Here is a 25,726-nt window from a genome sequence, read left to right on the forward strand (position 1 = left end):
AACTCCCGCTGCCGGCCTTTTTCTGTTGTAACTGGCATCATTGGATGCATCGTGTTATGCAGAAGGGCTGCCTGAGGGCAGTAACAACAGTAAGACCGGTGTTTGGTATCGGCATTCAAGGTTTTTATACCTTAATGAGCGTCCGATAACACTGTTATCTATCAAGATTTTTGACGGCGAGCTACCGATTTAGGAGCTTGCTGTCTGCGTCTGAAACGCCCGCGGGGCAGATGACCACGCATCGGCCACCCATGGTGAACAAGCTGGGGAATACAGATGGCTTACTCATATACTGAGAAAAAACGCATCCGCAAGGATTTCGGCAAACTGCCCCAAGTGATGGATGTGCCTTACTTGCTGGCGATCCAGCTTGATTCCTACTACGACTTTCTCCAGCAGGACCGTTCGCCTGATGAGCGTCACGAGGTCGGTCTGAATGCGGCGTTTAAGTCCGTGTTTCCAATCGAGAGCTTTTCTGGCAACGCCGCACTCGAGTATGTCAGCTACCGTTTCGGCACGCCGGCATTCGATGTAAAAGAGTGCCAGCTGCGCGGTGTTACCTACTCGGCGCCGCTGCGCGTGAAGGTTCGCTTGATCATTTACGATCGCGACTCTTCCAATAAAGCCATCAAAGATATCAAAGAGCAAGAAGTCTACATGGGGGAAATCCCCCTGATGACCGAGAACGGTACCTTCGTCATCAACGGTACCGAGCGGGTAATCGTCTCCCAGCTCCACCGCTCACCCGGTGTGTTTTTCGACCACGATAAAGGCAAGAGCCACTCGTCGGGCAAGCTGCTCTATTCAGCGCGCGTGATTCCTTACCGTGGCTCCTGGCTCGACTTCGAGTTCGACCCGAAAGACAACGTGTTCGTGCGTATCGACCGTCGTCGGAAGCTGCCGGCCTCGGTACTGATGCGTGCGCTTGGCATGAGCACCGAAGAGATCCTCGACGAGTTCTTCGAGACCAGCAAGTTTCACATCGAGAAATCCGGTTTCTCCGTGGAGCTCGTTCCGTCGCGCCTGCGGGGTGACACCGCTACGTTCGACATCAAGGACGGCAACGGCGAGATCATCGTCGAAGAGGGCCGTCGGATCACCCAGAAGCATATTCGTCAGCTTGAAAAAGCCGGCCTCGAGCGTCTGGAAGTGCCGATGGAGTACCTCTATGGCAAGACCCTGGCCAAAGACCAGGTCGATGCCAAGACCGGCGAGTTGATCGTCAACTGCAACAGCGAAATCACTCCAGAAGTCCTCGAGCGTATGGCGCAGGGCGGCATTACGCACGTCGAAACGCTCTACACCAACGATCTGGACTGCGGTTCGTTCATCTCCGATACCTTGAAGCTCGACACCACCGGTTCGCAGCTCGAGGCGCTCGTTGAGATCTACCGCATGATGCGCCCCGGCGAGCCGCCTACCAAGGAAGCCGCCGAGACGCTGTTCCACAACCTGTTCTTCACCGAAGACCGTTACGATCTGTCCGGTGTCGGCCGCATGAAGTTCAACCGCCGCCTGCGTCGCGATGCCGACACCGGGGCTGGCGTACTGGACCGTACCGATATCCTCGATGTACTGCGCGAGCTGATCAACATTCGTAACGGCTTTGGCGACGTCGACGACATCGACCACCTGGGTAACCGTCGTATTCGCTGCGTAGGCGAAATGGCCGAGAATCAGTTCCGTGTCGGTCTGGTGCGCGTCGAGCGCGCGGTCAAAGAGCGTCTTTCCATGGCGGAAAGCGAAGGCCTGATGCCCCAGGATCTGATCAACGCCAAGCCGGTCGCGGCGGCGGTGAAAGAGTTCTTTGGCTCGAGCCAGCTTTCCCAGTTCATGGACCAGAACAACCCGCTTTCCGAGGTCACGCACAAGCGTCGTGTGTCCGCCCTCGGCCCGGGTGGTCTGACCCGTGAGCGTGCCGGTTTCGAAGTACGTGACGTACACGCCACGCACTACGGCCGTCTGTGCCCGATCGAAACGCCGGAAGGCCCGAACATCGGTTTGATCAACTCGCTGGCGACCTACAGCCATACCAACAGCTACGGCTTCCTCGAGACACCGTACCGTAAGGTCAACTCGGGCCAGGTCACCGACGACATCGTTCACCTGTCGGCCATTGAAGAGGGCGACTTCGTTATCGCCCAGGCGTCGGCGGCGGTCAACGAAGCCGGTCAGCTTAGTGATGACCTGGTACAGGTCCGTCACCGTGGCGAAACCACCTTCATGCGTCCCGAGCAGGTGACCTTGATGGACGTTTCTCCGCGTCAGGTCGTATCGGTGGCCGCGGCCCTGATTCCTTTTTTGGAGCACGATGACGCCAACCGCGCCTTGATGGGTGCGAACATGCAGCGTCAGGCCGTTCCGACACTGCGCGCCGACAAGCCGCTCGTCGGTACCGGTATGGAGCGCTTCGTGGCGCGTGACTCCGGCGTTTGCGCCGTGGCGCGTCGTGGCGGTGTGATCGATTCCGTCGACGCACGTCGTGTCGTAGTACGGGTCAACGAAGATGAAATCATCGGCGGTGAAGCTGGCGTTGATATCTACAACCTGACCAAGTACACGCGCTCCAACCAGAACACCTGCATGAACCAGCGCCCGATCGTTCGCCCCGGCGACGACGTAGCGCGCGGCGACATTCTCGCCGACGGCCCGTCCGTCGACATGGGTGATCTGGCCTTGGGTCAGAACATGCGCATCGCGTTCATGCCCTGGAACGGCTACAACTTCGAGGACTCCATCCTGCTTTCCGAGCGGGCCGTCCAGGAAGACCGTTTCACCACGATCCACATCCAGGAGCTGACCTGTGTGTCCCGCGACACCAAGCTCGGCCCGGAAGAGATCACCTCGGACATTCCCAACGTCGGCGAATCGGCGCTTGGCAAGCTGGACGAGGCCGGCGTGGTCTACATCGGTGCCGAAGTCGGCCCGGGTGACATTCTGTGCGGTAAGGTTACGCCCAAAGGGGAAACCCAGCTGACGCCGGAGGAAAAGCTGCTACGTGCCATCTTCGGCGAGAAGGCGTCCGACGTTAAGGACACCTCACTGCGTGCCCCGACCGGTATGAAGGGTACGGTCATCGACGTGCAGGTCTTCACCCGTGACGGCGTCGAAAAAGACTCGCGCGCACTCTCCATCGAGCAGATGCAGCTCGACGAAGTGCGTAAGGATCTTCAGGAGACTTACCGTATCGCCGAAGACGCCACCTTCGAGCGTCTCAAGCGTACCCTGGACGGCCAGGCGGTCAACGGCGGCCCGAACCTGAAAAAAGGCGACGTGCTCGACGAAGCGTACCTGGAAGAGCTTCCGCGTCAGCAGTGGTTCAAGCTGCGCATGCAGGACGAGTCGTTCAACGAACTGCTGGCCCAGGCCGACGAGCAGCTCGAGAACCGCCGCAAGGAGATGGACGAGCGTTTCGAAGACAAGAAGCGCAAGCTCACTCAAGGCGACGACCTGGCGCCGGGCGTTCTGAAAATCGTCAAGGTCTACATGGCCGTGAAGCGCCGCATTCAGCCGGGCGACAAAATGGCCGGCCGTCACGGTAACAAGGGTGTTATCTCCGCGATCATGCCGGTCGAAGACATGCCGTTCGACGAGAAGGGCGAGCCGGTCGACGTGGTGCTGAACCCCCTCGGTGTACCGTCGCGTATGAACGTGGGTCAGATTCTTGAAACCCACCTGGGTATGGCCGCACGCGGTCTGGGTGTGAAGATCGACGCGATGCTGCGCGACGCGCGTGGCCAGCAGATTGCCGAGATTCGCGACTTCCTGGGACAGGTCTACAACACCCCGGGCACCCGTCTCGAGGACATCGACTCGCTCAGTGACGAAGAAGTCATTGCGCTGGCGAAGAACCTCAAGGGCGGTGTCCCGATGGCAACGCCGGTATTCGACGGTGCCAAGGAGCACGAGATCAAGCATCTGCTGAAGCTTGCAGATATCCCGGAGTCGGGCCAGATGAAGCTGTACGACGGCCGTACCGGCGACATGTTTGACCGTCCGGTGACCGTTGGCTACATGTACATGCTGAAGCTGAACCACCTGGTCGACGACAAGATGCACGCACGTTCTACCGGCTCGTACTCGCTGGTGACCCAGCAGCCGCTGGGTGGTAAAGCGCAGTTCGGTGGCCAGCGCTTTGGTGAAATGGAAGTGTGGGCGCTGGAAGCTTACGGCGCCGCGTACACGCTACAAGAGATGCTCACCGTCAAGTCGGATGACGTCGAGGGCCGCACCAAGATGTACAAGAACATCGTGGATGGCGACCACACCATGCAGGCAGGCATGCCGGAGTCCTTCAACGTACTCGTGAAGGAAATCCGCTCGCTGGGCATCGATATCGAGTTAGAGAGCTAGGAGCTGTCCAATGAAAGATTTGGTGAAAGTACTCAAATCGCAGTCTCAGTCCGAAGAGTTCGACGCGATCAAGATAACACTTGCGTCGCCGGACATGATTCGCTCCTGGTCGTTTGGCGAGGTGAAAAAGCCTGAGACCATCAACTACCGGACGTTCAAGCCCGAGCGCGACGGGCTGTTCTGTGCCAAGATCTTTGGCCCGGTAAAGGACTACGAGTGCCTGTGCGGCAAGTACAAGCGCATGAAGCACCGCGGCATCATCTGTGAGAAGTGCGGCGTCGAAGTGACCAAGGCGGCCGTGCGCCGTGAGCGCATGGGCCACATCGAGCTGGCATCCCCAGTTGCGCACATCTGGTTTTTGAAATCCTTGCCGTCACGCATCGGCATGTTCCTGGACATGACGCTGCGCGATATCGAGCGCGTGCTGTACTTCGAATCCTTCGTCGTCATCGACCCGGGCATGACCACCCTCGAGCGTGGTCAGCTCTTGAACGACGAGCAGTACTTCGAGGCGCTCGAAGAGTTCGGCGACGACTTCGATGCCCGTATGGGCGCCGAAGCGGTGCAGGAACTGCTCAAAGACATCGATCTGGAAGAAGAGATCAACACGCTGCGCGAAGAGATTCCGCAGACCAACTCTGAAACCAAGATCAAGAAGCTTTCCAAGCGTTTGAAACTGCTTGAAGCGTTCTACCACTCCGGCAATGCGCCGGCGTGGATGGTCATGGAAGTGCTGCCCGTTCTACCGCCGGATCTACGTCCGCTGGTACCGCTGGACGGCGGCCGTTTCGCGACCTCGGATCTCAACGACCTTTATCGTCGTGTGATCAACCGTAACAACCGCCTGAAGCGTCTGCTCGATCTGAACGCGCCGGACATCATCGTGCGCAACGAGAAGCGGATGCTCCAGGAAGCGGTCGATGCGCTGCTGGACAACGGCCGCCGCGGTCGGGCGATCACGGGCTCCAACAAGCGCCCGCTGAAATCCCTGGCCGACATGATCAAGGGTAAGCAGGGGCGTTTTCGTCAGAACTTGCTGGGTAAGCGTGTCGACTACTCGGGCCGTTCGGTGATTACCGTGGGTCCGACGCTGCGCCTGCACCAGTGTGGTCTGCCGAAGAAAATGGCGCTCGAGCTGTTCAAGCCGTTCATCTACTCCAAGCTTCAATCGCTGGGCTTTGCCTCAACGATCAAGGCCGCGAAGAAGATGGTCGAGCGCGAGCTTCCGGAAGTGTGGGACATCCTGGCCGATGTCATCCGCGAACACCCGGTACTCTTGAACCGTGCTCCGACGCTTCACCGTCTGGGTATCCAGGCGTTCGAGCCGCTTCTGATCGAGGGTAAGGCGATCCAGCTACACCCGCTGGTGTGTGCCGCCTACAACGCCGACTTCGACGGTGACCAGATGGCGGTTCACGTACCGCTGACGCTCGAAGCCCAGCTCGAAGCCCGTGCGCTAATGATGGCCACCAACAACGTGCTGTCGCCGGCCAACGGCGAGCCGATCATCGTGCCGTCTCAGGACGTGGTGCTGGGTCTTTACTACATGACCCGCGAGAAGGTGAACGCGAAAGGCGAGGGCATGGTGTTCTCTGGCCTCAACGAGGTCGAGCGCGCCTTCGGTACCCAAACCGTATCGCTGCACGCCCGGGTCAAGGTTCGCCTCGACGAGGTCGTGATCGACGAAGAGACCGGCGAGCGTAGCGACAAGCGCTCCATTTATGACACCACCGTCGGCCGGGCGCTTCTGTACCGCATTCTGCCCGAAGGCGTGCCTTTCGAGCTCATCGACAAGCCGATGAAGAAGAAGGCGATCTCCGGGCTGATCAACGAGGTGTACCGCCGCTCCGGGCTCAAGCCCACGGTCATCTTCGCTGACCAGCTGATGTATACCGGTTTCCGTTTGGCGACCTGGTCCGGTGCGTCCATCGGCGTCAACGACTTCGTCATCCCGGACGCCAAGACCGAAATCGTCGACGCGGCGGAAGCCGAAGTCAAAGAGATCGAAGACCAGTTCTCCTCGGGTCTTGTGACCGCGGGCGAGAAGTACAACAAGGTCATCGATATCTGGTCCAAGGCCAACGATAAGGTGGCCAAGGCGATGATGACGGGTATCTCGAAAGAGACCGTGATCGACCGTGATGGCAACGAAGTCGAGCAGGACTCGTTCAACAGCGTCTTCATCATGGCCGACTCCGGTGCCCGGGGTAGTGCGGCTCAGATTCGTCAGCTCGCAGGTATGCGGGGTCTGATGGCCAAGCCGGATGGCTCGATCATCGAGACGCCGATCGTTGCCAACTTCCGTGAAGGTCTGAACGTACTTCAGTACTTCATCTCGACCCACGGCGCGCGTAAAGGTCTGGCGGATACGGCCCTGAAAACGGCCAACTCCGGTTACCTAACTCGCCGCTTGGTAGACGTGGCCCAGGATCTGGTCATCACCGAGACCGACTGTGGCACCGAGAACGGTCTGACGCTGCACCCGATCATCGAGGGTGGCGACATCATCGTACCGCTTTCCCAGCGCGTACTCGGCCGCGTCGTGGCGCTCGACGTCATCGACCCGAGCACCGAGGAAGTGTTGATTGCGCGCAATACCCTGCTCGACGAGTCCTGGTGTGCCGCACTCGACACCATGGGGGTCGACGAGATCGTGGTTCGCTCGACGATCACCTGTGATACGCCCCATGGCGTGTGCTCGTCCTGCTACGGTCGCGATTTGGCCCGTGGACACCAGGTCAACATCGGTGAGTCCGTCGGCGTCATCGCCGCGCAGTCCATCGGTGAGCCGGGTACCCAGCTGACCATGCGTACCTTCCACATCGGTGGCGCGGCCTCGCGTTCATCTGCGGTGGACAGCGTTCAGGTCAAGCACGGCGGTAAGGTACGCCTGCACAACATCAAGCACGTCGAGCGCGCCGACGGCAAGCTGGTCGTGGTATCACGCTCCAGTGCCTTGGCCGTCGCCGACGACCACGGCCGTGAGCGTGAGTACTACAAGCTGCCTTATGGTGCCGAGCTTTCGGTACGCGACGGCGACGTCGTCGATGCCGGCGCTACCGTGGCCAAGTGGGATCCGCACACCCACCCGATCGTGGCCGAAGTAGAAGGTAAGGCGCAGTTCATCGACCTCGACGAGGGTGTCACCATGCACCGCTCCGTCGACGAAATGACCGGTCTTTCCTCTATCGAGGTGATCGAGTCCGCGGCACGCCCGATGGCTGGTCGCGACAAGCGCCCGATGGTCATGCTGCAGGACGCCGCTGGCGAGTACGTGTCGGTTTCCGGCTCCAATACGCCGGTTCAATACCTGCTGCCGGGTAACTCGATCATCTCCGCCGACGACGGCGCGAGCATCGGTGTCGGTGAGGTCGTGGCCCGTATTCCGGTCGAAGCGTCGGGTAACAAGGACATCACCGGTGGTCTGCCGCGGGTTGCTGACTTGTTCGAGGCGCGTAAGCCGAAAGAGTCCGCGATCCTTGCCGAAATCAGCGGTGTGGTGAGCTTCGGTAAAGAGACCAAGGGCAAGCGTCGTCTGACGATTACCCCGGAAACCGGCGATGCGTTCGAAGCGCTGATTCCGAAATGGCGTCAGATCGCGGTATTCGAAGGCGAGACCGTCGAGAAGGGCGAAGTCATCTCCGATGGCCCGAGCAATCCGCACGACATCCTGCGTCTTCTGGGTGTGGCGGAACTCGCCAAGTACATCACGGCCGAAGTACAGGATGTTTACCGCTTGCAGGGCGTAGGCATCAACGACAAGCACATCGAAGTAATCGTGCGTCAGATGCTGCGTAAGGTCGAGATCACCGATTCGGGTGATTCCGACTTCATCACCGGTGACCAGGCTGAGCTCGTACGCGTGCTCGAGCAGAACGAGCGCCTCGAGAAAGAGGGCAAGTTCCCGGCCAAGTGCAACCGCCTGCTGCTGGGTATCACCAAGGCGAGCCTGGCGACCGAGTCGTTCATTTCGGCGGCCTCGTTCCAGGAAACCACGCGGGTACTCACCGAAGCCGCGGTAACGGGCAAGCGCGACTACCTGCGCGGCTTGAAAGAAAACGTGGTGGTTGGGCGTCTGATTCCGGCAGGTACCGGTCTGACCCACCACGCCGAGCGTCGTCGCAAGCGCGAAGACGTCGAGCGCCAGTTCAATCCCTCGGCCACCGAGGTTGAACAGGAGCTGGGTGCACAGCTAACCGCTCTCGATACTGACGACGAGCTTTAAGAAAGCCTTTGATCAGCATCGAATGGCGTTAGCCAAGTACCAGGCGGCTGGCCTTTGGGCGGCGGTCTTGCCGGCGAAAATGCCGGCAAGACTTGACGCAACCCATGGCCAGCCATTAGAATGCGCAGCCTTTAACAGTGGGGTGGGTGCGCCCGCGACCACGAAAAAGGCCAAGGCAACCATTGGAGTCAGCTAAACACCATGGCAACGATTAATCAGCTAGTGCGCAAGCCGCGCAAGCGCCCCGTCACCAAAAGTGACGTGCCCGCGCTTCAGGCTTGTCCGCAAAAGCGCGGCGTATGTACGCGCGTTTACACCACCACCCCGAAGAAGCCGAACTCGGCCCTGCGTAAGGTTTGCCGTGTGCGCCTGACCAACGGGTACGAAGTCGCTTCCTACATCGGTGGTGAAGGTCACAACCTGCAGGAACACTCGGTCGTTCTGATCCGCGGCGGTCGTGTTAAGGATTTGCCCGGTGTGCGTTATCACACCGTTCGTGGCGCCCTTGATACCTCTGGCGTTCAGAATCGTCGCCAGGGTCGTTCCAAGTACGGTACCAAGAAGCCGAAGTCCTAAGACTCGCGGTCTCTTTAATACGAATTTGCTGGTCTGATAAGAGTAAGGTCGGGCGACGCCGAAAGGCGACTATAAGCCCCGGGTTTACCTGAAGGATCCTTAAACGAGGGCTTATCATGCCTAGAAGAAGAGTTGTAGCCAAACGCGAAATCCTGCCGGATCCGAAGTTCGGAAGTGAGCGTCTGGCGAAGTTCATGAACCACCTGATGACCAGCGGCAAGAAGTCCGTAGCTGAGCGCATCGTATACGGTGCGTTGGACAGGGTTGCCGAGCGTAGTAATGAAGAGCCGCTGGAAATCTTCGACAAGGCGCTGGAAGCCATCCAGCCGATGGTCGAAGTCAAGTCGCGCCGCGTAGGTGGTGCGACCTATCAGGTGCCGGTCGAAGTTCGCCCGTCACGTCGTCAGGCGCTCGCAATGCGCTGGCTGGTAGACGCTGCGCGTCGCCGCGGTGAGAAAACGATGGTTCAACGCCTGGCAGGCGAAATGCTGGATGCCGCAGAAGGCAAAGGCTCTGCAGTTAAGAAGCGTGAAGACGTGCATCGTATGGCTGAAGCCAACAAAGCCTTCTCTCACTATCGTTTCTAAGCTCGGCGCTGCCAAGTGTGGGTTTTTTATGCCCCGTTGCGCGCGCCACACACTGTGTGACGTCGCTGCAACTCTCCGCCGCTATCCGCTGATGGCGGCGGTGGCATAAAAAAAGTCGCAGCTTTATTAACGAGCATCGCCAACTAACGGGAGTTTCACCGTGGCACGCAAGACTCCACTAAAGCGTTATCGCAATATCGGTATCGTAGCCCACGTTGACGCGGGTAAAACCACGACAACCGAGCGCGTACTGTTCTACACCGGCCTCTCCCACAAAGTGGGTGAAGTGCACGACGGTGCCGCGACCATGGACTGGATGGAGCAGGAGCAGGAGCGTGGTATCACTATCACCTCAGCTGCGACGACCTGTTTCTGGCAGGGCATGAGCAAGCAGTTCGACGAGCACCGCATCAACATCATCGACACCCCCGGGCACGTTGACTTCACGATCGAAGTCGAGCGTTCCTTGCGTGTTCTCGATGGTGCGGTCGTCGTGCTGTGTGGTTCCTCCGGCGTTCAGCCGCAGACGGAAACCGTATGGCGCCAAGCCAACAAGTATGAAGTTCCGCGCATGGTCTTCGTCAACAAGATGGACCGTACCGGCGCTGACTTCTTCATGGTTCTCGATCAGCTCAAAGAGCGTTTGGGTGCCAACGCCGTGCCGATCCAGATCAACTGGGGCACGGAAGAAGACTTCAAAGGCGTCATCGATCTCATCCAGATGAAAGCGATTCTGTGGGACGAAGAAAACAAGGGCATGAACTACGACCTCGTCGATATCCCGGCCGATCTCCAGGAGACTGCCGAGAAGTATCGTGAAGAGATGGTCGAGTCTGCTGCTGAAGCCTCTGAAGAGCTGATGGACAAGTACCTCGAAGAGGGCGAGCTGTCCATCGAAGAGATCAAGGCGGGTCTGCGTGCGCGGACGCTGGCCAACGAGATCGTGCTGGTTACCTGTGGTTCCGCGTTCAAGAACAAGGGCGTACAGGCGGTGCTGGACGGCGTTATCGAATACATGCCGTCACCCACCGAAGTCAAGCCGATCGAAGGTGAGCTGGACGACAAAGACGGCACCATCGAGACCCGTGAAGCCGACGATGATCAACCGTTCGCGGCGCTGGCGTTCAAAATCGCCACCGACCCCTTCGTTGGTACGTTGACCTTCATTCGCGTTTACTCGGGCGTTCTGAACTCTGGCGACGGTGTCTTCAACTCCGTTAAGTCGAAGAAAGAGCGTGTGGGCCGTATCGTACAGATGCACTCCAACTCGCGTGAAGAGATCAAGGAAGTGCGTGCCGGCGATATCGCGGCATGTATCGGCCTGAAAGACGTCACCACGGGTGACACTCTGTGCGATATCGACCACAAGATCGTGCTCGAGCGCATGGAATTCCCGGAACCGGTTATCTCGGTAGCAGTTGAGCCGAAATCCAAGCCGGACCAGGAAAAAATGGGTGTGGCACTGGGCAAGCTGGCCCAGGAAGACCCCTCTTTCCGCGTGCAGACCGACGAAGAAACCGGCCAGACCATCATTTCGGGTATGGGCGAGCTTCACCTGGACATCCTTGTTGACCGTATGCGTCGCGAGTTCAAGGTAGAAGCCAACATCGGTAAGCCGCAGGTCGCCTACCGCGAAACCATTCGCGGCAGCGTCGAGCAGGAAGGCAAGTTCGTACGCCAATCCGGTGGTCGTGGTCAGTTCGGTCACGTTTACCTGCGTATCGAGCCGCTGACTGCTGAAGAGAAAGGCGAAGGCGATGATGAAATCTTCTTCAAATTCGTCTCTGAAATCGTGGGCGGTGTGGTTCCGAAGGAGTACGTCCCTGCGGTTGAGAAGGGTGCCTACGAGCAGCTGAAAAATGGTGTCATCGCGGGCTACCCGATGATCGACGTCAAGGTTACGCTGTTCGACGGCTCCTACCACGACGTGGACTCTAACGAGACTGCGTTCAAGATTGCTTCTTCCATGGCGATCAAAGAGGGTGCCAGGAAGGCCAAGGCCGTGCTGCTGGAGCCGGTGATGAAGGTCGAGGTCGTGACCCCCGAAGACTTTATGGGTGACGTCATGGGCGACCTGAACCGTCGTCGCGGCTTGGTGCAGGGCATGGATGACTCCTCTTCCGGTAAGATCATCCGTGCAACGGTGCCGCTGGGTGAGATGTTCGGTTACGCAACCGATCTACGCTCTCAGACCCAGGGCCGTGCGAGCTACTCCATGGAGTTCGCGAAGTACGATGAGGCGCCCAACAGCGTCGTTGAAGCCGTCATCAACCAAAACGGTTAACCGTTAGCTAACGTAAAGAGGTTATAGCAGTGGCTAAGGAAAAATTTGAACGTTCCAAACCGCATATCAACGTCGGCACCATCGGTCACGTCGACCACGGTAAAACGACTCTGACAGCGGCCCTGACGCGCGTGTCTGCTGAAGTTTTCGGCGGTGACTGGCGTGAGTTCGATACCATCGATAACGCTCCTGAAGAGCGCGAGCGCGGTATCACCATCGCAACGTCTCACGTTGAGTATCAGTCCGAAGTGCGCCACTACGCGCACGTCGACTGCCCGGGACACGCCGACTACGTCAAGAACATGATCACCGGTGCGGCACAGATGGACGGCGCGATCCTGGTATGTTCCGCCGCTGACGGCCCCATGCCGCAGACCCGCGAGCACATCCTGCTGTCTCGTCAGGTTGGCGTTCCGTTCATCGTCGTGTTCCTGAACAAAGCGGACATGGTCGATGACGCAGAGCTGCTCGAATTGGTCGAAATGGAAGTTCGCGAGCTTCTAGACCAGTACGACTTCCCGGGCGACGACACGCCGATCATCACCGGTTCTGCGCTGATGGCGCTGGAAGGTAAAGACGACAACGGCATGGGTACGACCGCTGTTGCCGAGCTGATCAAAGCGCTTGACGCCTACATCCCGGAGCCGGAGCGTGCGATCGATCAGCCGTTCCTGATGCCGATCGAGGACGTATTCTCTATCTCTGGCCGTGGTACCGTTGTTACCGGTCGTGTAGAGCGTGGTCTCGTTAAAGCGGGTGAAGAAGTCGAAATCATCGGCATGAAAGACACCACCAAAACCACCGTTACCGGTGTTGAGATGTTCCGTAAGCTGCTCGACGAAGGTCGTGCAGGCGAGAACGTCGGTGCGCTTCTGCGTGGTACCAAGCGCGATGACGTCGAGCGTGGCCAGGTTCTGGCCAAGCCGGGCTCCATCAAGCCGCACACTGTCTTCGAAGCCGAAGTCTACGTACTGTCCAAAGACGAAGGCGGCCGCCACACGCCGTTCTTCAAGGGCTACCGTCCGCAGTTCTACTTCCGTACCACCGACGTAACCGGTACTTGTGAACTGCCGGAAGGCGTTGAAATGGTTATGCCGGGCGACAACATCCAGATGGTTGTTACCCTGATTGCGCCGATCGCCATGGAAGAAGGCCTGCGCTTCGCGATTCGCGAAGGCGGCCGTACCGTTGGTGCCGGCGTCGTAGCCAAGATCGTTCAGTAAGTTTTTAGCTGAATGACGAAGGGGGCTCTAAGGAGCCCCCTTTTCTGCGCATCAAGAGCAAATGTTTGACACTGTCTCTTGAGGTGCATATAATGCGCATCCTTTGAATGCGTGGGTAGACGGCTCGCGCCGTCGACATCCATTGGAGTTTAGGGCAAATGCAGAACCAAAAGATTCGCATTCGGTTGAAAGCGTTCGACCATCGCCTGATCGATCAGTCCACAGCGGAAATCGTAGAAACCGCTAAGCGTACTGGTGCTCAGGTCCGTGGGCCGATCCCGCTGCCGACCAACCGCGAGCGCTACACCATTCTGATTTCACCGCACGTCAACAAAGACGCGCGTGATCAGTATGAGATTCGTACGCACAAGCGCGTGCTCGACATCGTTGAGCCGACCGAGAAAACCGTTGATGCGCTGATGAAGCTCGACCTCGCCGCTGGCGTCGACGTGCAAATCAAGCTCGACTAATCACACTAGACACTTGCGGCCCAGCGATCATCGATTAACTGATCAGCAGCCGCCGCGCCGGGATGGCGCCATACAATGTGCTAGTGGAATGCTCTGGAAAGGGCAGCCATAGCGGGTGATAGCCCCGTACACTATAGGAGACTGAGTATGACTATCGGTTTAGTCGGTAAAAAGGCCGGGATGACCCGTGTCTTTACCGAAGACGGCGCATCCGTGCCCGTAACCGTTATTGAAGTGGATCCTAACCGTGTTACACGCGTAAAAACCGTCGAGTCCGACGGCTACGCAGCGGTTCAGATTACCACCGGCTCTCGCAAGGCCAAGCACCTCACCAAAGCGCAAGCTGGACAGTTTGCCAAGGCGGGTGTTGAGGCTGGTCGTTCACTGATGGAATTCCGCCTTGCAGAAGGTGAGGACGTTCCGGAAGTGGGTGGCGAACTCACCGTATCCCTCTTCGAAGCTGGTCAAATGATCGATGTGACCGGCACCTCTAAGGGTAAAGGCTTCCAGGGTGCTGTTAAGCGCTGGAATTTCCGTACCCAAGACAACAGCCATGGTAACTCCCTGTCGCACCGCGCGCCGGGTTCTATCGGCATGTGTCAGACCCCGGGTCGCGTATTTAAAGGCAAAAAGATGGCCGGTCAGATGGGTAACGCCCGCTGCACCGTGCAGAGCCTTGAGATCGTCCGTGTCGATGCCGAGCGTAACCTGCTGCTAATCAAGGGTGCTGTTCCGGGTGCAACCGGTAGCGACGTCATCGTTCGCAGCGCCGTGAAAGCTGGCTGAAGGGGATAATTACCAATGAATCTGAATCTTGCTGCAGGCACGGGTACCGTTGAAGTAGCCGACGCCACTTTTGGCAAAGAATTCAACGAAGCGCTGGTCCATCAGGTCGTTACTGCCTATTTGGCAGGTGGCCGTCAGGGCACCCGCGCTCAAAAGAATCGTTCCGACGTCCGTGGCGGTGGTAAAAAGCCGTGGCGTCAGAAAGGTACCGGTCGCGCACGTGCCGGCACCATCCGCTCTCCGCTATGGCGCAGTGGCGGCGTAACCTTCGCGGCACGCCCGCAGGATCACTCCCAGAAGGTTAACCGCAAGATGTACCGTGCGGCGATGCGCTCCATCCTGTCTGAGCTGGTACGCCAGGAACGTCTGGTTGCGGTTGAAGAGTTCAGCGTAGACGCGCCCAAGACCAAGCAGGTCGCTGCCAAGCTAAAAGAGCTCAACCTTGAAAAAGTGTTGATCGTCACCGATGAAATCGACGAAACGCTCTATTTAGCCGCGCGTAACCTTCCCCACGTGAGCGTGGTGGATGTCGCGGCAGCTGATCCGGTGAGCCTGGTTGCCTTCGATAAGGTCCTGATCACCGTCTCCGCCCTGCGTAAATTCGAGGAGAAGCTGGCATGAACCAGGAACGCGTATTCAAGGTTCTGCTTGGACCGCACGTGACCGAAAAGGCCGCGTCGGCCGCCGAGCGCAACCAGTACGTTTTCAAGGTGGCATCTGATGCTACCAAGCCCGAGATCAAAAAAGCCGTTGAAGCGCTGTTCGACAAGAAAGTCGGTAGTGTTCAGGTTTTGAATGTCAAGGGGAAAACCAAGCGTACTGCTCATGGTGTTGGCCTGCGTAAGGGTTACCGCAAAGCGTATGTGACCCTGGCTGCGGGCGAAACGCTCGAAGACTTCTCTGGCGCCGAATAAGGGCAGGAGTACGGATAATGGCAATCGTCAAGACCAAACCCACATCCGCCGGTCGCCGCCACGTCGTCAAGATCGTTGGTGAGCAGCTGTACAAGGGCCGCGCTTATGCGCCGCTTTTGGAAAAACAGTCCAAGTCCGGTGGCCGTAACAACTACGGTCGCATCACCACCCGCCACGTGGGCGGTGGTCACCGTAACCACTACCGTTTGATCGATTTCAAACGCACCAAGGATGGCGTTCCCGCCACCGTTGAGCGTCTTGAGCACGATCCGAACCGTAGTGCGCACATTGCGCTGCTGAAGTATGCCGATGGCGAGCGTCGTTACATCATCGCACCGAAAGGTGTCAGCGCGGGTGACGTGCTGGAATCCGGTGTTAACGCGCCCATCAAGAAAGGCAATGCCTTGCCGCTGCGCAATATCCCGCTCGGTTCTACCGTTCACGGTATCGAGCTGAAACCGGGTAAAGGCGCGCAGATTGCTCGCAGTGCCGGTACTAGCGCACAGCTGGTTGCGCGTGAAGGCAACTACGCCACCTTGCGTCTTCGCTCTGGCGAAATGCGTAAGATCCTGGCCGAGTGCCGCGCGACCCTGGGCGAAGTGAGCAACTCCGAGCACAGCCTGCGTCAACTTGGCAAGGCCGGTGCGAAGCGCTGGAGAGGCGTGCGTCCGACTGTTCGCGGTGTCGCGATGAACCCGGTAGACCACCCGCACGGTGGTGGTGAAGGCCGCACCAGCGGTGGTCGTCACCCGGTTTCCCCTTGGGGTATTCCGACCAAGGGTCACAAGACGCGTAAGAACAAGCGCACCGACAAGCTGATCGTACGTCGTCGTAACAAGACGCGTTGATCTAAATTGCCAAGACATTAAGAGGTAACGGCTGTGCCACGTTCACTGAAGAAAGGTCCATTTATCGACCTTCATCTTTTGAAGAAGGTCGAGACGGCAGTAGAAAAGAACGATCGCAAACCGATCAAGACCTGGTCGCGTCGTTCGATGATTCTGCCCAACATGGTAGGTCTCACCATCGCGGTCCATAACGGACGCCAGCATGTCCCGGTGCACGTCTCCGAGGAAATGGTGGGTCATAAACTTGGCGAATTCGCTGCTACTCGCACATATCGCGGGCATGCGGCGGATAAGAAAGCCAAACGGTAAGCCAGAGAGGATTGAGAGATGGAAGTCACAGCTAAGCTGAGTGGCGCTGCTTTATCCGCACAGAAGGCCCGTTTGGTGGCTGACCAAGTGCGCGGTAAACCGGTTGCCGAAGCTATTGACCTGCTGACCTTCTCCCCGAAGAAGGCTGCCAAGCTGGTTAAGAAAGTGCTTCAGTCCGCCATCGCGAATGCGGAAGAAAACAACGGCATGGACATCGACGAGCTGCGTGTCTCGACCATCTGCGTCGATGAGGGCATGACGCTCAAGCGTATCAAGCCGCGCGCCAAAGGCCGTGCGGATCGTATCTTGAAGCGCACCTGCCACATCACCGTCAAGGTAGCCGAGAAGTAGGAGTCGACCAGATGGGTCAGAAAGTCAATCCAATAGGCATTCGACTGGGCATTGTCAAAGACCATGCTTCTGTCTGGTATGCCGAGCGCGGCGCTTACGCCGATAAGCTCAATAACGATCTCGCAGTGCGCAGCTTTCTGGAAGAGCGTCTTAAAAACGCCTCCGTTAGCCATATCCATATCGAGCGCCCTGCGAACAATGCCCGCATCACCATTCACACTGCCCGTCCGGGTATCGTGATTGGTAAAAAAGGTGAAGATGTCGACCGTCTGCGTCGCGATCTTACCGAGATGATGGGCGTTCCGGTTCACGTGAACATCGAAGAAGTTCGCAAGCCGGAACTGGATGCCAAGCTCGTCGCCGCGAACGTTGCCGGCCAGCTTGAGCGTCGCGTGATGTTCCGTCGTGCGATGAAGCGCGCGGTACAGAACGCCATGCGTTTGGGTGCTGGCGGTATCAAGATTCAGCTGTCAGGTCGTCTGGGCGGCGCCGAAATCGCACGTACCGAATGGTACCGCGAAGGTCGCGTTCCGCTGCATACCCTGCGTGCTGATATCGATTACGCCACATTTGAGGCTCACACCACCTATGGCGTTATCGGCGTCAAAGTGTGGATCTTCAAGGGTGAAATCCTCGGCGGTATCGAGGAAGTACGTGCCAAGGCCAAGCAGCAACAGCCTTCCGGCAACGCGCCCAAGAAGAAAGGTTCCAGATAAGGGGAGAGCGAGTCGATGTTACAGCCCAAGCGTATGAAATTCCGTAAGATGCAGAAAGGCCGCAACCGTGGCCTCGCGCATCGCGGAAGCAAGATCAGCTTCGGGGAATATGGCCTGAAAGCTACCGGTCGCGGCCGCATCACTGCGCGCCAGATCGAAGCCGGCCGTCGTGCGATCACGCGTCACGTCAAGCGTGGCGGTAAGATCTGGATCCGCGTATTCCCGGACAAGCCGATCTCCAAGAAGCCACTCGAAGTTCGTATGGGTAAAGGTAAGGGGTCTGTTGAGTACTGGGTAGCCCAGATCCAGCCGGGTCGGGTCCTGTACGAAATTGAAGGCGTATCCGAAGAGCTGGCCCGTGAAGCATTTGATCTGGCCGCACAGAAGATGCCCTTGTCCACCACCTTTGCAAAACGGACGGTGATGTGATGAAAGCTCAAGAAATTCGTGAAAAGTCCGCAGGAGAGCTCCAAGAGCAGCTCCTCGAGCTCCTCCGCGAGCAGTTTAACCTGCGCATGCAGAAGGCCACTGGCCAACTGAGCCAGACTCATCTGCTCAAGCAGGTCCGTCGGGATATCGCCCGTGTGAAGACTTTGCTCAACGAGAAGGCAGGTGATTGAGATGGCCGAAGAGAAAAAAGCACGTACGCTCACCGGTAAGGTGGTGAGCGACAAGATGGAGAAATCCATCGTCGTCATGATCGAGCGTCGTGAGCGCCACCCGATCTACGGAAAATACGTTAAGCGCTCCACCAAGCTGCACGCCCATGATGAGGCGAACCAGGCAAAGGCAGGCGATACGGTTTCCATTCAGGAGTGCCGTCCGCTTTCCAAGAAGAAAGCCTGGACGCTGGTCGAGGTGGTCGAGCAGGCCAAGGGTTGATCCCCTGGTCTTCCAACCAGTGCAGTCAGATTAGGTTTGGAGAAAACCGATGATTCAGACTCAGACAATGCTGGATGTCGCCGACAACAGCGGAGCGCGCCGGGTGCAATGCATCAAGGTGCTAGGCGGTTCACACCGTCGCTACGCTCGCGTAGGTGATGTCATCAAGGTAACGGTGAAAGAGGCTATCCCGCGGGGCAAGGTCAAAAAAGGCCAGGTCCTCAAGGCGGTGGTCGTTCGCACCCGCAGCGGTGTCCGTCGTAACGACGGGTCGCTTATTCGTTTCGATGGAAATGCGGCGGTTTTGTTGAACAACACCAACGAACAGCCGATCGGCACCCGTATTTTCGGTCCGGTCACTCGTGAACTGCGTAATGAGCGGTTTATGAAGATCATTTCCTTAGCGCCTGAAGTGCTGTAAGGAGCGAGGCGAATATGCAAAAGATCAAACGTGACGATGAAGTCATCGTCATCGCCGGGAAGGATAAAGGCAAACGTGGCACTGTTAAGCGGGTATTAGAAAACCGCTTTCTGGTGTCCGGTGTGAATATGATCAAGCGTCACACCAAAGCCAATCCCATGGCGGGAAATCAGGGCGGTATCGTCGAGCGTGAGGCTCCGATTCACGCGTCCAACGTAGCCATCTTCAATTCGGAGACCGGTAAGGCGGATCGCGTCGGCTTCCAGGTTAAGGAAGACGGTACCAAGGTACGTATCTACAAGTCGACGCAGACGCAGATCGACGCCTAACGCGAGTCGGGTAGCACAATGGCGAACTTGAAAGAACGTTATCAAAACGAGGTAGTGGCTCAGCTCAAAGAGCAGTTTAGCTACGCCAACGTAATGCAGATACCACGCATCACGAAAGTGACGCTGAACATGGGTGTCGGCGACGCGGTCAACGATAAAAAGTTGATCGACAATGCCATCGGTGATCTGGAGAAGCTCTCCGGTCAAAAGCCGCTGGTGACCAAGGCACGCAAGTCCATCGCGGGCTTCAAGGTGCGCGAAGGCTGGCCAATCGGTATCAAAGTGACACTGCGCGCCGAGCGTATGTGGGACTTTTTGGACCGTTTGGTGAACATCGCGATTCCTCGCGTGCGTGACTTCCGTGGTCTCAACCCGAAGTCCTTCGACGGTCGTGGCAACTACTCCATGGGTGTGCGTGAGCAGATCATCTTCCCGGAGATCGAGTATGATAAAATCGATCGTATCCGCGGGTTGGACGTCACCATCACCACTACCGCCAACACCGACGAGGAAGGTCGCGCGCTACTAGCGGCGCTGAACTTCCCGTTCAAGAAATAAGGGTTGGATCATGGCTAAAAAGAGCATGGTAGAACGTGAGCTTAAGCGCACTCAGCTGGTAGAGAAGTATGCCGCCAAGCGCGCTGAGCTCAAGAAGATCATCTCGGACGTGAACACGTCCGAGGAAGAGCGCTTCGAGGCAACGCTGAAGCTGCAGCAACTGCCGCGCGACTCGAGCCCGGTGCGTCAGACTAACCGCTGCCGCATCACCGGCCGTCCGCACGGTTTTTACAACAAGTTCGGTCTCGGCCGTAACAAGCTGCGTGAAGCCGCCATGCGTGGCGACGTCCCTGGTCTGAAGAAGTCCAGCTGGTAACGCCACGTAGAATCATCAGGAGCGCACATTAAATGAGCATGCAAGATACTCTAGCGGATATGTTTACCCGTATCCGCAATGCGCAGATGGCCACCAAGGAGACGGCAGTCATGCCGTCCTCCAGGTTGAAAGTGGAAGTGGCCCGCGTGCTAAAAGAAGAAGGCTATATTACCGACTTTTCGGTTGCCGAAGGCGTCAAGCCTACGCTGACCGTGGCGCTCAAGTACTTTGAGGGCAAGCCGGTTATTGAGCATATTCAGCGGGTCTCCAAGCCGTCTTTGCGTCAATACAAGGGCAAGAGCAATCTTCCCAAGGTCGCCGATGGTCTGGGTATCGCGATTGTCACCACCTCCAATGGTGTCATGACCGATCGTGCCGCGCGCCAGGCTGGCGTCGGTGGCGAAGTCATCTGCACCGTATTCTAGGAGGCTGGAATGTCCCGCATAGCGAAATATCCGGTTAAAGTGCCTGCCGGCGTTGACATCAAAATCAACGACGACCAGCTGACCGCCAAGGGCGGCCAGGGCACGCTGTCAATGCCCCTTCACCGCGACGTGGTGATCGGTCAAGAAGATGGCCAGCTGACCTTCGCCCCGAGTGAAAATGCCAAGAGCTGGGCAATGGCCGGTACAACCCGCGCCCTGGTTCAGAACCTGGTGACGGGCGTATCCGAGGGCTTTACGAAGACCCTCGAAATTGTTGGCGTCGGTTATCGCGCTCAAGCGAAAGGCCAGACGCTCAATCTTTCACTGGGCTTCTCGCACCCGGTCGACTATCAACTGCCTGAAGGTGTCTCAGCGGAAACGCCGAAGAACACCGTGATCGTGCTGAAAAGCGCGGACAAACAGGCACTTGGTCAGTGCGCCGCGGAGATCCGCGCCTTCCGTCCCCCCGAGCCGTATAAAGGCAAGGGTGTCCGGTACGCCGACGAGCAGGTGCGTCGCAAAGAAGCCAAGAAGAAGTAAGGCAGGGTTATGAACGCGAAGAAAGAATCTCGTCTCCGTCGTGCCCGCCGCGCTCGCGCCAAGATCCGCGAGCTGGGCGTGTATCGCCTGTGCGTCAACCGTACGCCGCGTCACATCTATGCGCAGATTATCTCGCCGGATGGTGGCCAAGTGCTGGCCAGCGCGTCTACGCTGGACAAGGCACTGCGCGAAGGTGCGACGGGCAACTCAGAAGCCGCTTCCAAAGTTGGCGCTTTGATTGCCGAGCGCGCTAAAGAAGCAGGCATCACCCAGGTGGCCTTCGATCGTGCTGGCTTTAAGTATCACGGTCGCGTCAAGGCTCTGGCCGACGCCGCTCGTGAAGGCGGCCTGGAATTCTAAAGGGTTTTACGATGGCGAAGAACGAACAGCAAGGCGGTGATCTGCAAGAAAAACTCGTGCAGGTCAACCGCGTCGCCAAGGTGGTCAAGGGTGGTCGTATTTTCGGCTTCACCGCGCTGACCGTCGTTGGTGATGGTAATGGTCGTGTCGGTTTTGGTCGTGGCAAGGCGCGTGAAGTGCCGGTCGCGATCCAGAAAGCGATGGATCAGGCGCGTCGCAACATGGTCAAGGTAAACCTTGCAGGCCAAACGCTGCAGTACCCGGTGAAAGCGCGTCACGGCGCTTCCAAGGTATTCATGCAGCCGGCGTCTGAAGGTACCGGCATCATCGCCGGTGGCGCCATGCGCTCCGTACTGGAGCTCGCCGGTGTCCACGACGTACTGGCCAAGTGCTACGGTTCCACCAACCCGGTTAACGTGGTGCGAGCGACTGTTAAAGGTCTCTCCTCCATGCAATCACCGGACGACGTGGCCGCCAAGCGCGGTCTGTCTGTCGAAGCGATTACGGGGTAAGCACCATGGCAGCTTTGATCAAGGTTACCCAGGTCCGCAGCACCATCGGCGTTTTGCCCAAGCATAAGGCGACCATGAAAGGTCTGGGCCTGCGTCGCATCGGTCATACGGTTGAACTGGAAGACACCCCTGCCGTACGCGGCATGATCCACAAGGTAACTTACCTTGTGCGCGTTGAGGGAGAGTAATCCATGAAACTTAATACCTTAAGCCCGGCTCCGGGCTCAAAACACGCTGAAAAGCGCGTTGGTCGTGGTATCGGTTCCGGTCTTGGTAAGACCGGTGGCCGTGGCCACAAAGGTCAGAAATCTCGCAGTGGCGGTCGCGTCAAGCCTGGTTTCGAAGGCGGTCAGATGCCGCTGCAGCGCCGTCTGCCGAAGTTCGGCTTTACGTCGGCGAAGTCGCTGGTCTCTGAAGAAGTACGCCTGGCCGAGCTTTCCAAGGTCGCGGGTGACGAAGTCACTCTCGAAACCTTAAAGCAAGCCAATGTGCTGAAGAATGCTACGCAGTTTGCGAAGATCATTCTTTCTGGCGAATTGAATAAAGCGGTTACCGTTCGCGGTCTCAAGGTCACCAAAGGTGCCCGTGACGCGATCGCAGCCGCTGGCGGCAAGGTAGAGGACTAAATGGCCAAGTCAGGAAACATGCCGGCGACGGGCAGCGGTCTGAGTGAACTATGGGCGCGTTTGCGCTTCGTGCTCCTCGCCATCGTGGTGTACCGTATCGGTGCCCATATTCCCGTTCCCGGTATCAATCCTGACCAGCTTGCTGCCTTGTTTAGGGAGCAGCAGGGCACCATCCTGGGCATGTTCAACATGTTCTCGGGTGGTGCGCTGGAGCGTATGAGTGTTCTCGCCTTGGGCATCATGCCCTACATATCGGCGTCGATCATCATGCAGCTCATGACTGCGGTCTCCCCTCAGCTTGAGCAACTCAAGAAAGAGGGCGAGTCCGGCCGCCGAAAGATCAGTCAGTACACCCGCTACGGCACGGTGATACTGGCGTTTATCCAGGCCACCGGCATGTCCGTGGGCCTGGCTAGCCAAGGCATCGCTTACAGCGCTGACTTTAGCTTCTACTTCACTGCCGTGGTGACGTTCGTCTCCGGCGCGGTGTTTATGATGTGGCTAGGTGAGCAGATCACCGAGAAGGGTATCGGCAACGGCATTTCGTTGTTGATCTTTGCCGGGATCGTCGCCGGGCTACCCAGCGCCGTGGGTCAGGCTTTCGAGCTTGCCCGCAACGAAGGGGCCTGGAATGTTCTTCCGCTGTTAGCGCTGTCAGTGCTAGGGATCGCCACCGTGGCATTCGTGGTATTCATCGAACGTGGCCAACGCCGCTTGAAGGTGAACTATCCACGGCGCCAGGTCGGCAACAAGATGTATGCGGGCCAAAGCAGTTACCTTCCCCTGAAAGTGAACATGGCCGGTGTCATTCCGGCTATTTTCGCCTCCAGCATCCTTCTCTTCCCGGCGTCGATCGGGCAGTGGGTCGGTGCCGGTGAAGGAATGGAGTGGCTGCAACGTGCATCGCAAGCGCTTGGCCCCGGCCAGCCGCTTTACATCTTGCTTTTTGCGGCGGCAGTGGTATTCTTCTGCTTCTTTTACACAGCGCTGGTCTTCAATCCCAAGGATGTAGCTGACAATCTGAAAAAGTCAGGTGCGTTCCTGCCGGGTATTCGTCCCGGCGAGCAGACCGCTCGCTATATCGACAAGGTGATGACACGTCTCACTCTGTTCGGTGCCCTGTATATCACTGCAGTTTCCCTGATGCCCCAGTTCCTGATCGTTGCCTGGAACGTCCCGTTCTTCTTTGGCGGCACGTCCCTTCTGATCGTGGTAGTGGTCATCATGGACTTCATGGCTCAGGTGCAGTCGCATCTCATGTCGCATCAATATGACTCGGTGATGAAGAAGTCCAACCTGAAAGGCTACGGTAGCGGTGGCATAGTGCGCTAAGCACTGCCTCCCAGGCATTTGGCCAGGCGCGTGTTTCGACACCACTTGGCCAAACACCCCGGACGTGCCGCGAGCCGTTTTTGGAGAAAGAACGATGAAAGTTCGAGCTTCCGTAAAGAAGATGTGCCGTAACTGCAAAATCATTCGTCGCAATGGCGCTGTCCGCGTCATTTGCACCGAACCGCGGCACAAGCAGCGTCAGGGCTAAACCCCGCGCTGTATTTAAGCGGGCGTGGCATACCCCTTGCCTTCGGGCAGTAAAAGGGGTATGCTGTTGCGCCTTTTAAAGATGAACAAACGAGCAAGCCGCTCAAATTTCGGAGTAAGCTGATGGCCCGTATTGCAGGCGTCAATATCCCGGACAACAAGCATGCGGCGATCTCGCTGACCTATATCTTCGGGATTGGCCGTACCCGCGCCGCTCACATCTGTGACGCCGCTGGTATCGTCCATACTGCCAAGATCCAGGACCTGTCGGCTGAAGAAGTCGATACCCTGCGTTCTGAAGTTGGCAAGTACACCGTAGAAGGCGACCTTCGCCGTGATGTCACGCTTAACATTAAGCGTCTCATGGACCTGGGTTGCTACCGTGGTCTGCGTCATCGTCGTAGTCTTCCGCTGCGTGGTCAGCGGACCAAGACTAACGCGCGTACCCGTAAGGGCCCGCGTAAGCCGATCCGCAAATAATACGCAGGTTCTGTAACTAAGGCAGAACCGGCGTTAAGACAGGAATAGACATCAACATGGCTAACCCGCGTAGTAACCGTAAAAAGGTTAAAAAGCAGGTAGTGGACGCCGTTGCGCACATCCATGCCTCTTTTAACAACACGATCGTGACGATCACAGACCGCCAGGGCAATGCGCTTTCTTGGGCAACTGCCGGTGGTTCGGGTTTTCGAGGTTCTCGTAAGAGTACCCCGTTCGCAGCTCAAGTAGCGAGTGAACGTGCAGCGACTGCTGCAGCCGAGTATGGTGTGAAAAACGTAGACGTGCTGGTCAAGGGCCCCGGCCCCGGCCGTGAATCCGCCGTGCGCGCACTGAACGCCGCCGGCTTCCGCGTGCAAAGCATCGTAGACGCGACGCCCATTCCCCATAATGGCTGCCGTCCGCCTAAGAAACGCCGCGTTTAAGGAGAGAGATTCATGGCTCGTTATATTGGACCGAAGTGCAAACTGTCTCGTCGTGAAGGCACCGACCTCTTCTTGAAGAGTGGCGTGACTCCGTTCGAGAAAAAGTGTAAATCCGAGCAGATTCCGGGTGTACACGGCCAGCGTCGTCAGCGTCTTTCAGACTACGGCTTGCAGCTTCGTGAGAAGCAGAAAGTACGTCGTATGTACGGCGTACTCGAAAAGCAGTTCCGTAACTACTACAAAGAAGCCGCTCGCCTGAAAGGCGCGACCGGTGAAGTATTGTTGCAGTTGCTCGAATCCCGACTGGATAACGTCGTCTACCGCATGGGCTTTGGCTCGACTCGCTCTGAAGCGCGTCAGCTGGTCAGCCACAAGGCGATTGCCGTCAACGGTCGTAGCGTTAACGTGGCTTCCTACAAAGTGAAGCCGGGTGACGTGATCACCGTTCGCGAAAAGGCGAAGAACCAGGCCCGTATCCAACTCGCGTTGACCATCTCGGCCAACCGTGGCGATATCGCTTGGATCGACATCGACGCCAAGAAGATGGAAGGCACTTTCAAGGCTCTGCCTGAACGCGGTGACCTGACTGCCGACATCAACGAAAACCTGATCGTCGAGCTGTACTCCAAGTAAGCCGTTTGCTTGGCAAATAT

32 protein-coding genes are annotated in these 25,726 nt (G+C 57.8%); all 32 read left to right on the top strand.

The annotated features are described in order from the left end of the window. Positions 1-276 precede the first annotated feature (276 nt). The 32 genes from rpoB (at position 277) to rpsD (ending at position 25,706) form a co-directional block, all read left to right on the top strand. Positions 277-4,353 (top strand): DNA-directed RNA polymerase subunit beta, encoded by a 4,077-nt coding sequence (gene rpoB / locus ACWHRL_RS00835; protein WP_447894869.1) that lies wholly within the window; start codon positions 277-279, stop codon positions 4,351-4,353. A 10-nt stretch (positions 4,354-4,363) separates the two neighbouring features. Then, positions 4,364-8,578, top strand: coding sequence for a DNA-directed RNA polymerase subunit beta' (rpoC, locus tag ACWHRL_RS00840; protein WP_447894870.1), 4,215 nt, complete (start codon positions 4,364-4,366; stop codon positions 8,576-8,578). 201 nt (positions 8,579-8,779) lie between these two features. Beyond that, a complete protein-coding gene (gene rpsL, locus ACWHRL_RS00845; protein ID WP_447527415.1) occupies positions 8,780-9,154 on the top strand; it encodes a 30S ribosomal protein S12 in 375 nt (124 codons plus the stop codon). 116 nt (positions 9,155-9,270) lie between these two features. Further along, a complete protein-coding gene (rpsG, locus tag ACWHRL_RS00850) occupies positions 9,271-9,741 on the top strand; it encodes a 30S ribosomal protein S7 (protein ID WP_447527416.1) in 471 nt (156 codons plus the stop codon). 160 nt (positions 9,742-9,901) lie between these two features. Beyond that, positions 9,902-12,025 carry an elongation factor G gene (gene fusA, locus ACWHRL_RS00855; protein ID WP_447527417.1) on the top strand — a complete coding sequence of 708 codons (2,124 nt, stop codon included), beginning with the start codon at positions 9,902-9,904 and terminating at the stop codon, positions 12,023-12,025. 29 nt (positions 12,026-12,054) lie between these two features. Then, entirely contained in the window at positions 12,055-13,248 is a 1,194-nt protein-coding gene (gene tuf / locus ACWHRL_RS00860) for an elongation factor Tu (RefSeq protein ID WP_447527418.1), read from the top strand. A 158-nt stretch (positions 13,249-13,406) separates the two neighbouring features. Beyond that, positions 13,407-13,718, top strand: a complete 312-nt coding sequence (gene rpsJ, locus ACWHRL_RS00865) for a 30S ribosomal protein S10 (protein ID WP_009098983.1) — start codon at positions 13,407-13,409, stop codon at positions 13,716-13,718. 147 nt (positions 13,719-13,865) lie between these two features. After that, positions 13,866-14,504 carry a 50S ribosomal protein L3 gene (gene rplC, locus ACWHRL_RS00870; RefSeq protein WP_447527419.1) on the top strand — a complete coding sequence of 213 codons (639 nt, stop codon included), beginning with the start codon at positions 13,866-13,868 and terminating at the stop codon, positions 14,502-14,504. A gap of 15 nt (positions 14,505-14,519) precedes the next feature. Beyond that, complete coding sequence (rplD, locus tag ACWHRL_RS00875; protein ID WP_447527420.1) at positions 14,520-15,125, top strand: 50S ribosomal protein L4; 606 nt, start codon at positions 14,520-14,522, stop codon at positions 15,123-15,125. Continuing rightward, positions 15,122-15,418 carry a 50S ribosomal protein L23 gene (gene rplW, locus ACWHRL_RS00880; protein ID WP_447527421.1) on the top strand — a complete coding sequence of 99 codons (297 nt, stop codon included), beginning with the start codon at positions 15,122-15,124 and terminating at the stop codon, positions 15,416-15,418. The genes rplD and rplW overlap by 4 nt, the downstream gene beginning before the upstream one ends. Before the next feature lie 17 nt (positions 15,419-15,435). After that, entirely contained in the window at positions 15,436-16,266 is an 831-nt protein-coding gene (rplB, locus tag ACWHRL_RS00885; RefSeq protein WP_447527422.1) for a 50S ribosomal protein L2, read from the top strand. 33 nt (positions 16,267-16,299) lie between these two features. Further along, positions 16,300-16,575 (top strand): 30S ribosomal protein S19, encoded by a 276-nt coding sequence (gene rpsS / locus ACWHRL_RS00890; RefSeq protein WP_072824351.1) that lies wholly within the window; start codon positions 16,300-16,302, stop codon positions 16,573-16,575. Between the two features lie 18 nt (positions 16,576-16,593). Further along, positions 16,594-16,926 carry a 50S ribosomal protein L22 gene (rplV, locus tag ACWHRL_RS00895; RefSeq protein WP_009723900.1) on the top strand — a complete coding sequence of 111 codons (333 nt, stop codon included), beginning with the start codon at positions 16,594-16,596 and terminating at the stop codon, positions 16,924-16,926. 11 nt (positions 16,927-16,937) lie between these two features. Then, on the top strand, positions 16,938-17,642 hold the full coding sequence (gene rpsC / locus ACWHRL_RS00900) for a 30S ribosomal protein S3 (RefSeq protein ID WP_252105865.1): 705 nt from the start codon (positions 16,938-16,940) through the stop codon (positions 17,640-17,642). A 15-nt stretch (positions 17,643-17,657) separates the two neighbouring features. Continuing rightward, on the top strand, positions 17,658-18,071 hold the full coding sequence (gene rplP / locus ACWHRL_RS00905) for a 50S ribosomal protein L16 (protein WP_252105866.1): 414 nt from the start codon (positions 17,658-17,660) through the stop codon (positions 18,069-18,071). Then, on the top strand, positions 18,071-18,262 hold the full coding sequence (gene rpmC / locus ACWHRL_RS00910) for a 50S ribosomal protein L29 (RefSeq protein WP_007111999.1): 192 nt from the start codon (positions 18,071-18,073) through the stop codon (positions 18,260-18,262). Before rplP ends, rpmC begins: the two co-directional genes overlap by 1 nt. A gap of 1 nt (position 18,263) precedes the next feature. Continuing rightward, positions 18,264-18,524: a 30S ribosomal protein S17 gene (gene rpsQ, locus ACWHRL_RS00915; RefSeq protein ID WP_027337515.1), complete on the top strand. Its 261-nt coding sequence runs from the start codon at positions 18,264-18,266 to the stop codon at positions 18,522-18,524. A 49-nt stretch (positions 18,525-18,573) separates the two neighbouring features. Continuing rightward, positions 18,574-18,945: a 50S ribosomal protein L14 gene (gene rplN / locus ACWHRL_RS00920; protein ID WP_252105868.1), complete on the top strand. Its 372-nt coding sequence runs from the start codon at positions 18,574-18,576 to the stop codon at positions 18,943-18,945. A 14-nt stretch (positions 18,946-18,959) separates the two neighbouring features. Further along, the gene (gene rplX, locus ACWHRL_RS00925; protein ID WP_447527423.1) at positions 18,960-19,274 is read left to right on the top strand and encodes a 50S ribosomal protein L24; all 315 of its coding nucleotides are present in this window, start codon (positions 18,960-18,962) and stop codon (positions 19,272-19,274) included. Positions 19,275-19,292: 18 nt separating this feature from the next. Beyond that, the gene (gene rplE, locus ACWHRL_RS00930) at positions 19,293-19,832 is read left to right on the top strand and encodes a 50S ribosomal protein L5 (protein ID WP_447527424.1); all 540 of its coding nucleotides are present in this window, start codon (positions 19,293-19,295) and stop codon (positions 19,830-19,832) included. Positions 19,833-19,842: 10 nt separating this feature from the next. After that, the gene (gene rpsN, locus ACWHRL_RS00935; RefSeq protein WP_447527425.1) at positions 19,843-20,148 is read left to right on the top strand and encodes a 30S ribosomal protein S14; all 306 of its coding nucleotides are present in this window, start codon (positions 19,843-19,845) and stop codon (positions 20,146-20,148) included. Positions 20,149-20,180: 32 nt separating this feature from the next. Continuing rightward, positions 20,181-20,573, top strand: coding sequence for a 30S ribosomal protein S8 (rpsH, locus tag ACWHRL_RS00940; RefSeq protein WP_447527426.1), 393 nt, complete (start codon positions 20,181-20,183; stop codon positions 20,571-20,573). A 9-nt stretch (positions 20,574-20,582) separates the two neighbouring features. Next, on the top strand, positions 20,583-21,113 hold the full coding sequence (gene rplF, locus ACWHRL_RS00945) for a 50S ribosomal protein L6 (protein ID WP_447527427.1): 531 nt from the start codon (positions 20,583-20,585) through the stop codon (positions 21,111-21,113). Between the two features lie 9 nt (positions 21,114-21,122). Then, positions 21,123-21,473 carry a 50S ribosomal protein L18 gene (gene rplR, locus ACWHRL_RS00950; protein ID WP_447527428.1) on the top strand — a complete coding sequence of 117 codons (351 nt, stop codon included), beginning with the start codon at positions 21,123-21,125 and terminating at the stop codon, positions 21,471-21,473. 11 nt (positions 21,474-21,484) lie between these two features. Next, positions 21,485-21,985: a 30S ribosomal protein S5 gene (gene rpsE / locus ACWHRL_RS00955; RefSeq protein ID WP_447527429.1), complete on the top strand. Its 501-nt coding sequence runs from the start codon at positions 21,485-21,487 to the stop codon at positions 21,983-21,985. Positions 21,986-21,990: 5 nt separating this feature from the next. Further along, positions 21,991-22,173, top strand: a complete 183-nt coding sequence (gene rpmD, locus ACWHRL_RS00960) for a 50S ribosomal protein L30 (protein WP_252105875.1) — start codon at positions 21,991-21,993, stop codon at positions 22,171-22,173. Positions 22,174-22,176: 3 nt separating this feature from the next. Further along, complete coding sequence (gene rplO / locus ACWHRL_RS00965; protein WP_447527430.1) at positions 22,177-22,611, top strand: 50S ribosomal protein L15; 435 nt, start codon at positions 22,177-22,179, stop codon at positions 22,609-22,611. After that, complete coding sequence (secY, locus tag ACWHRL_RS00970) at positions 22,612-23,943, top strand: preprotein translocase subunit SecY (protein WP_447527431.1); 1,332 nt, start codon at positions 22,612-22,614, stop codon at positions 23,941-23,943. Positions 23,944-24,037: 94 nt separating this feature from the next. Then, complete coding sequence (gene rpmJ, locus ACWHRL_RS00975; RefSeq protein ID WP_031384759.1) at positions 24,038-24,151, top strand: 50S ribosomal protein L36; 114 nt, start codon at positions 24,038-24,040, stop codon at positions 24,149-24,151. Positions 24,152-24,273: 122 nt separating this feature from the next. Then, complete coding sequence (rpsM, locus tag ACWHRL_RS00980) at positions 24,274-24,630, top strand: 30S ribosomal protein S13 (RefSeq protein ID WP_447527432.1); 357 nt, start codon at positions 24,274-24,276, stop codon at positions 24,628-24,630. Positions 24,631-24,686: 56 nt separating this feature from the next. Further along, on the top strand, positions 24,687-25,073 hold the full coding sequence (gene rpsK, locus ACWHRL_RS00985; protein WP_009099028.1) for a 30S ribosomal protein S11: 387 nt from the start codon (positions 24,687-24,689) through the stop codon (positions 25,071-25,073). A gap of 12 nt (positions 25,074-25,085) precedes the next feature. After that, positions 25,086-25,706: a 30S ribosomal protein S4 gene (rpsD, locus tag ACWHRL_RS00990; protein WP_447894871.1), complete on the top strand. Its 621-nt coding sequence runs from the start codon at positions 25,086-25,088 to the stop codon at positions 25,704-25,706. The last annotated feature ends 20 nt before the right edge of the window (positions 25,707-25,726 follow it).

The sequence above is a fragment of the Vreelandella sp. GE22 genome (assembly GCF_968212445.1).

Excerpts from the sequence above, each read along its gene's own strand:
- rpsH (WP_447527426.1), top strand. The coding sequence starts at position 20,181 with ATGAGCATGCAAGATACTCTAGCGGATATGTTTACCCGTATCCGCAAT.
- rplO (WP_447527430.1), top strand. The coding sequence starts at position 22,177 with ATGAAACTTAATACCTTAAGCCCGGCTCCGGGCTCAAAACACGCTGAA.
- rplN (WP_252105868.1), top strand. The coding sequence starts at position 18,574 with ATGATTCAGACTCAGACAATGCTGGATGTCGCCGACAACAGCGGAGCG.
- rpoB (WP_447894869.1), top strand. The coding sequence starts at position 277 with ATGGCTTACTCATATACTGAGAAAAAACGCATCCGCAAGGATTTCGGC.
- rplD (WP_447527420.1), top strand. The coding sequence starts at position 14,520 with ATGAATCTGAATCTTGCTGCAGGCACGGGTACCGTTGAAGTAGCCGAC.
- rplB (WP_447527422.1), top strand. The coding sequence starts at position 15,436 with ATGGCAATCGTCAAGACCAAACCCACATCCGCCGGTCGCCGCCACGTC.
- rplR (WP_447527428.1), top strand. The coding sequence starts at position 21,123 with ATGAACGCGAAGAAAGAATCTCGTCTCCGTCGTGCCCGCCGCGCTCGC.
- rpmJ (WP_031384759.1), top strand. The coding sequence starts at position 24,038 with ATGAAAGTTCGAGCTTCCGTAAAGAAGATGTGCCGTAACTGCAAAATC.
- rpsD (WP_447894871.1), top strand. The coding sequence starts at position 25,086 with ATGGCTCGTTATATTGGACCGAAGTGCAAACTGTCTCGTCGTGAAGGC.
- rplX (WP_447527423.1), top strand. The coding sequence starts at position 18,960 with ATGCAAAAGATCAAACGTGACGATGAAGTCATCGTCATCGCCGGGAAG.
- rpsG (WP_447527416.1), top strand. The coding sequence starts at position 9,271 with ATGCCTAGAAGAAGAGTTGTAGCCAAACGCGAAATCCTGCCGGATCCG.
- rplC (WP_447527419.1), top strand. The coding sequence starts at position 13,866 with ATGACTATCGGTTTAGTCGGTAAAAAGGCCGGGATGACCCGTGTCTTT.
- rplW (WP_447527421.1), top strand. The coding sequence starts at position 15,122 with ATGAACCAGGAACGCGTATTCAAGGTTCTGCTTGGACCGCACGTGACC.
- rplE (WP_447527424.1), top strand. The coding sequence starts at position 19,293 with ATGGCGAACTTGAAAGAACGTTATCAAAACGAGGTAGTGGCTCAGCTC.
- rplV (WP_009723900.1), top strand. The coding sequence starts at position 16,594 with ATGGAAGTCACAGCTAAGCTGAGTGGCGCTGCTTTATCCGCACAGAAG.
- rplP (WP_252105866.1), top strand. The coding sequence starts at position 17,658 with ATGTTACAGCCCAAGCGTATGAAATTCCGTAAGATGCAGAAAGGCCGC.
- rpsK (WP_009099028.1), top strand. The coding sequence starts at position 24,687 with ATGGCTAACCCGCGTAGTAACCGTAAAAAGGTTAAAAAGCAGGTAGTG.
- rpsC (WP_252105865.1), top strand. The coding sequence starts at position 16,938 with ATGGGTCAGAAAGTCAATCCAATAGGCATTCGACTGGGCATTGTCAAA.
- rpsN (WP_447527425.1), top strand. The coding sequence starts at position 19,843 with ATGGCTAAAAAGAGCATGGTAGAACGTGAGCTTAAGCGCACTCAGCTG.
- rpoC (WP_447894870.1), top strand. The coding sequence starts at position 4,364 with ATGAAAGATTTGGTGAAAGTACTCAAATCGCAGTCTCAGTCCGAAGAG.
- rpsQ (WP_027337515.1), top strand. The coding sequence starts at position 18,264 with ATGGCCGAAGAGAAAAAAGCACGTACGCTCACCGGTAAGGTGGTGAGC.
- rpmD (WP_252105875.1), top strand. The coding sequence starts at position 21,991 with ATGGCAGCTTTGATCAAGGTTACCCAGGTCCGCAGCACCATCGGCGTT.
- rpmC (WP_007111999.1), top strand. The coding sequence starts at position 18,071 with ATGAAAGCTCAAGAAATTCGTGAAAAGTCCGCAGGAGAGCTCCAAGAG.
- secY (WP_447527431.1), top strand. The coding sequence starts at position 22,612 with ATGGCCAAGTCAGGAAACATGCCGGCGACGGGCAGCGGTCTGAGTGAA.
- rplF (WP_447527427.1), top strand. The coding sequence starts at position 20,583 with ATGTCCCGCATAGCGAAATATCCGGTTAAAGTGCCTGCCGGCGTTGAC.
- rpsL (WP_447527415.1), top strand. The coding sequence starts at position 8,780 with ATGGCAACGATTAATCAGCTAGTGCGCAAGCCGCGCAAGCGCCCCGTC.
- rpsJ (WP_009098983.1), top strand. The coding sequence starts at position 13,407 with ATGCAGAACCAAAAGATTCGCATTCGGTTGAAAGCGTTCGACCATCGC.
- rpsE (WP_447527429.1), top strand. The coding sequence starts at position 21,485 with ATGGCGAAGAACGAACAGCAAGGCGGTGATCTGCAAGAAAAACTCGTG.
- rpsM (WP_447527432.1), top strand. The coding sequence starts at position 24,274 with ATGGCCCGTATTGCAGGCGTCAATATCCCGGACAACAAGCATGCGGCG.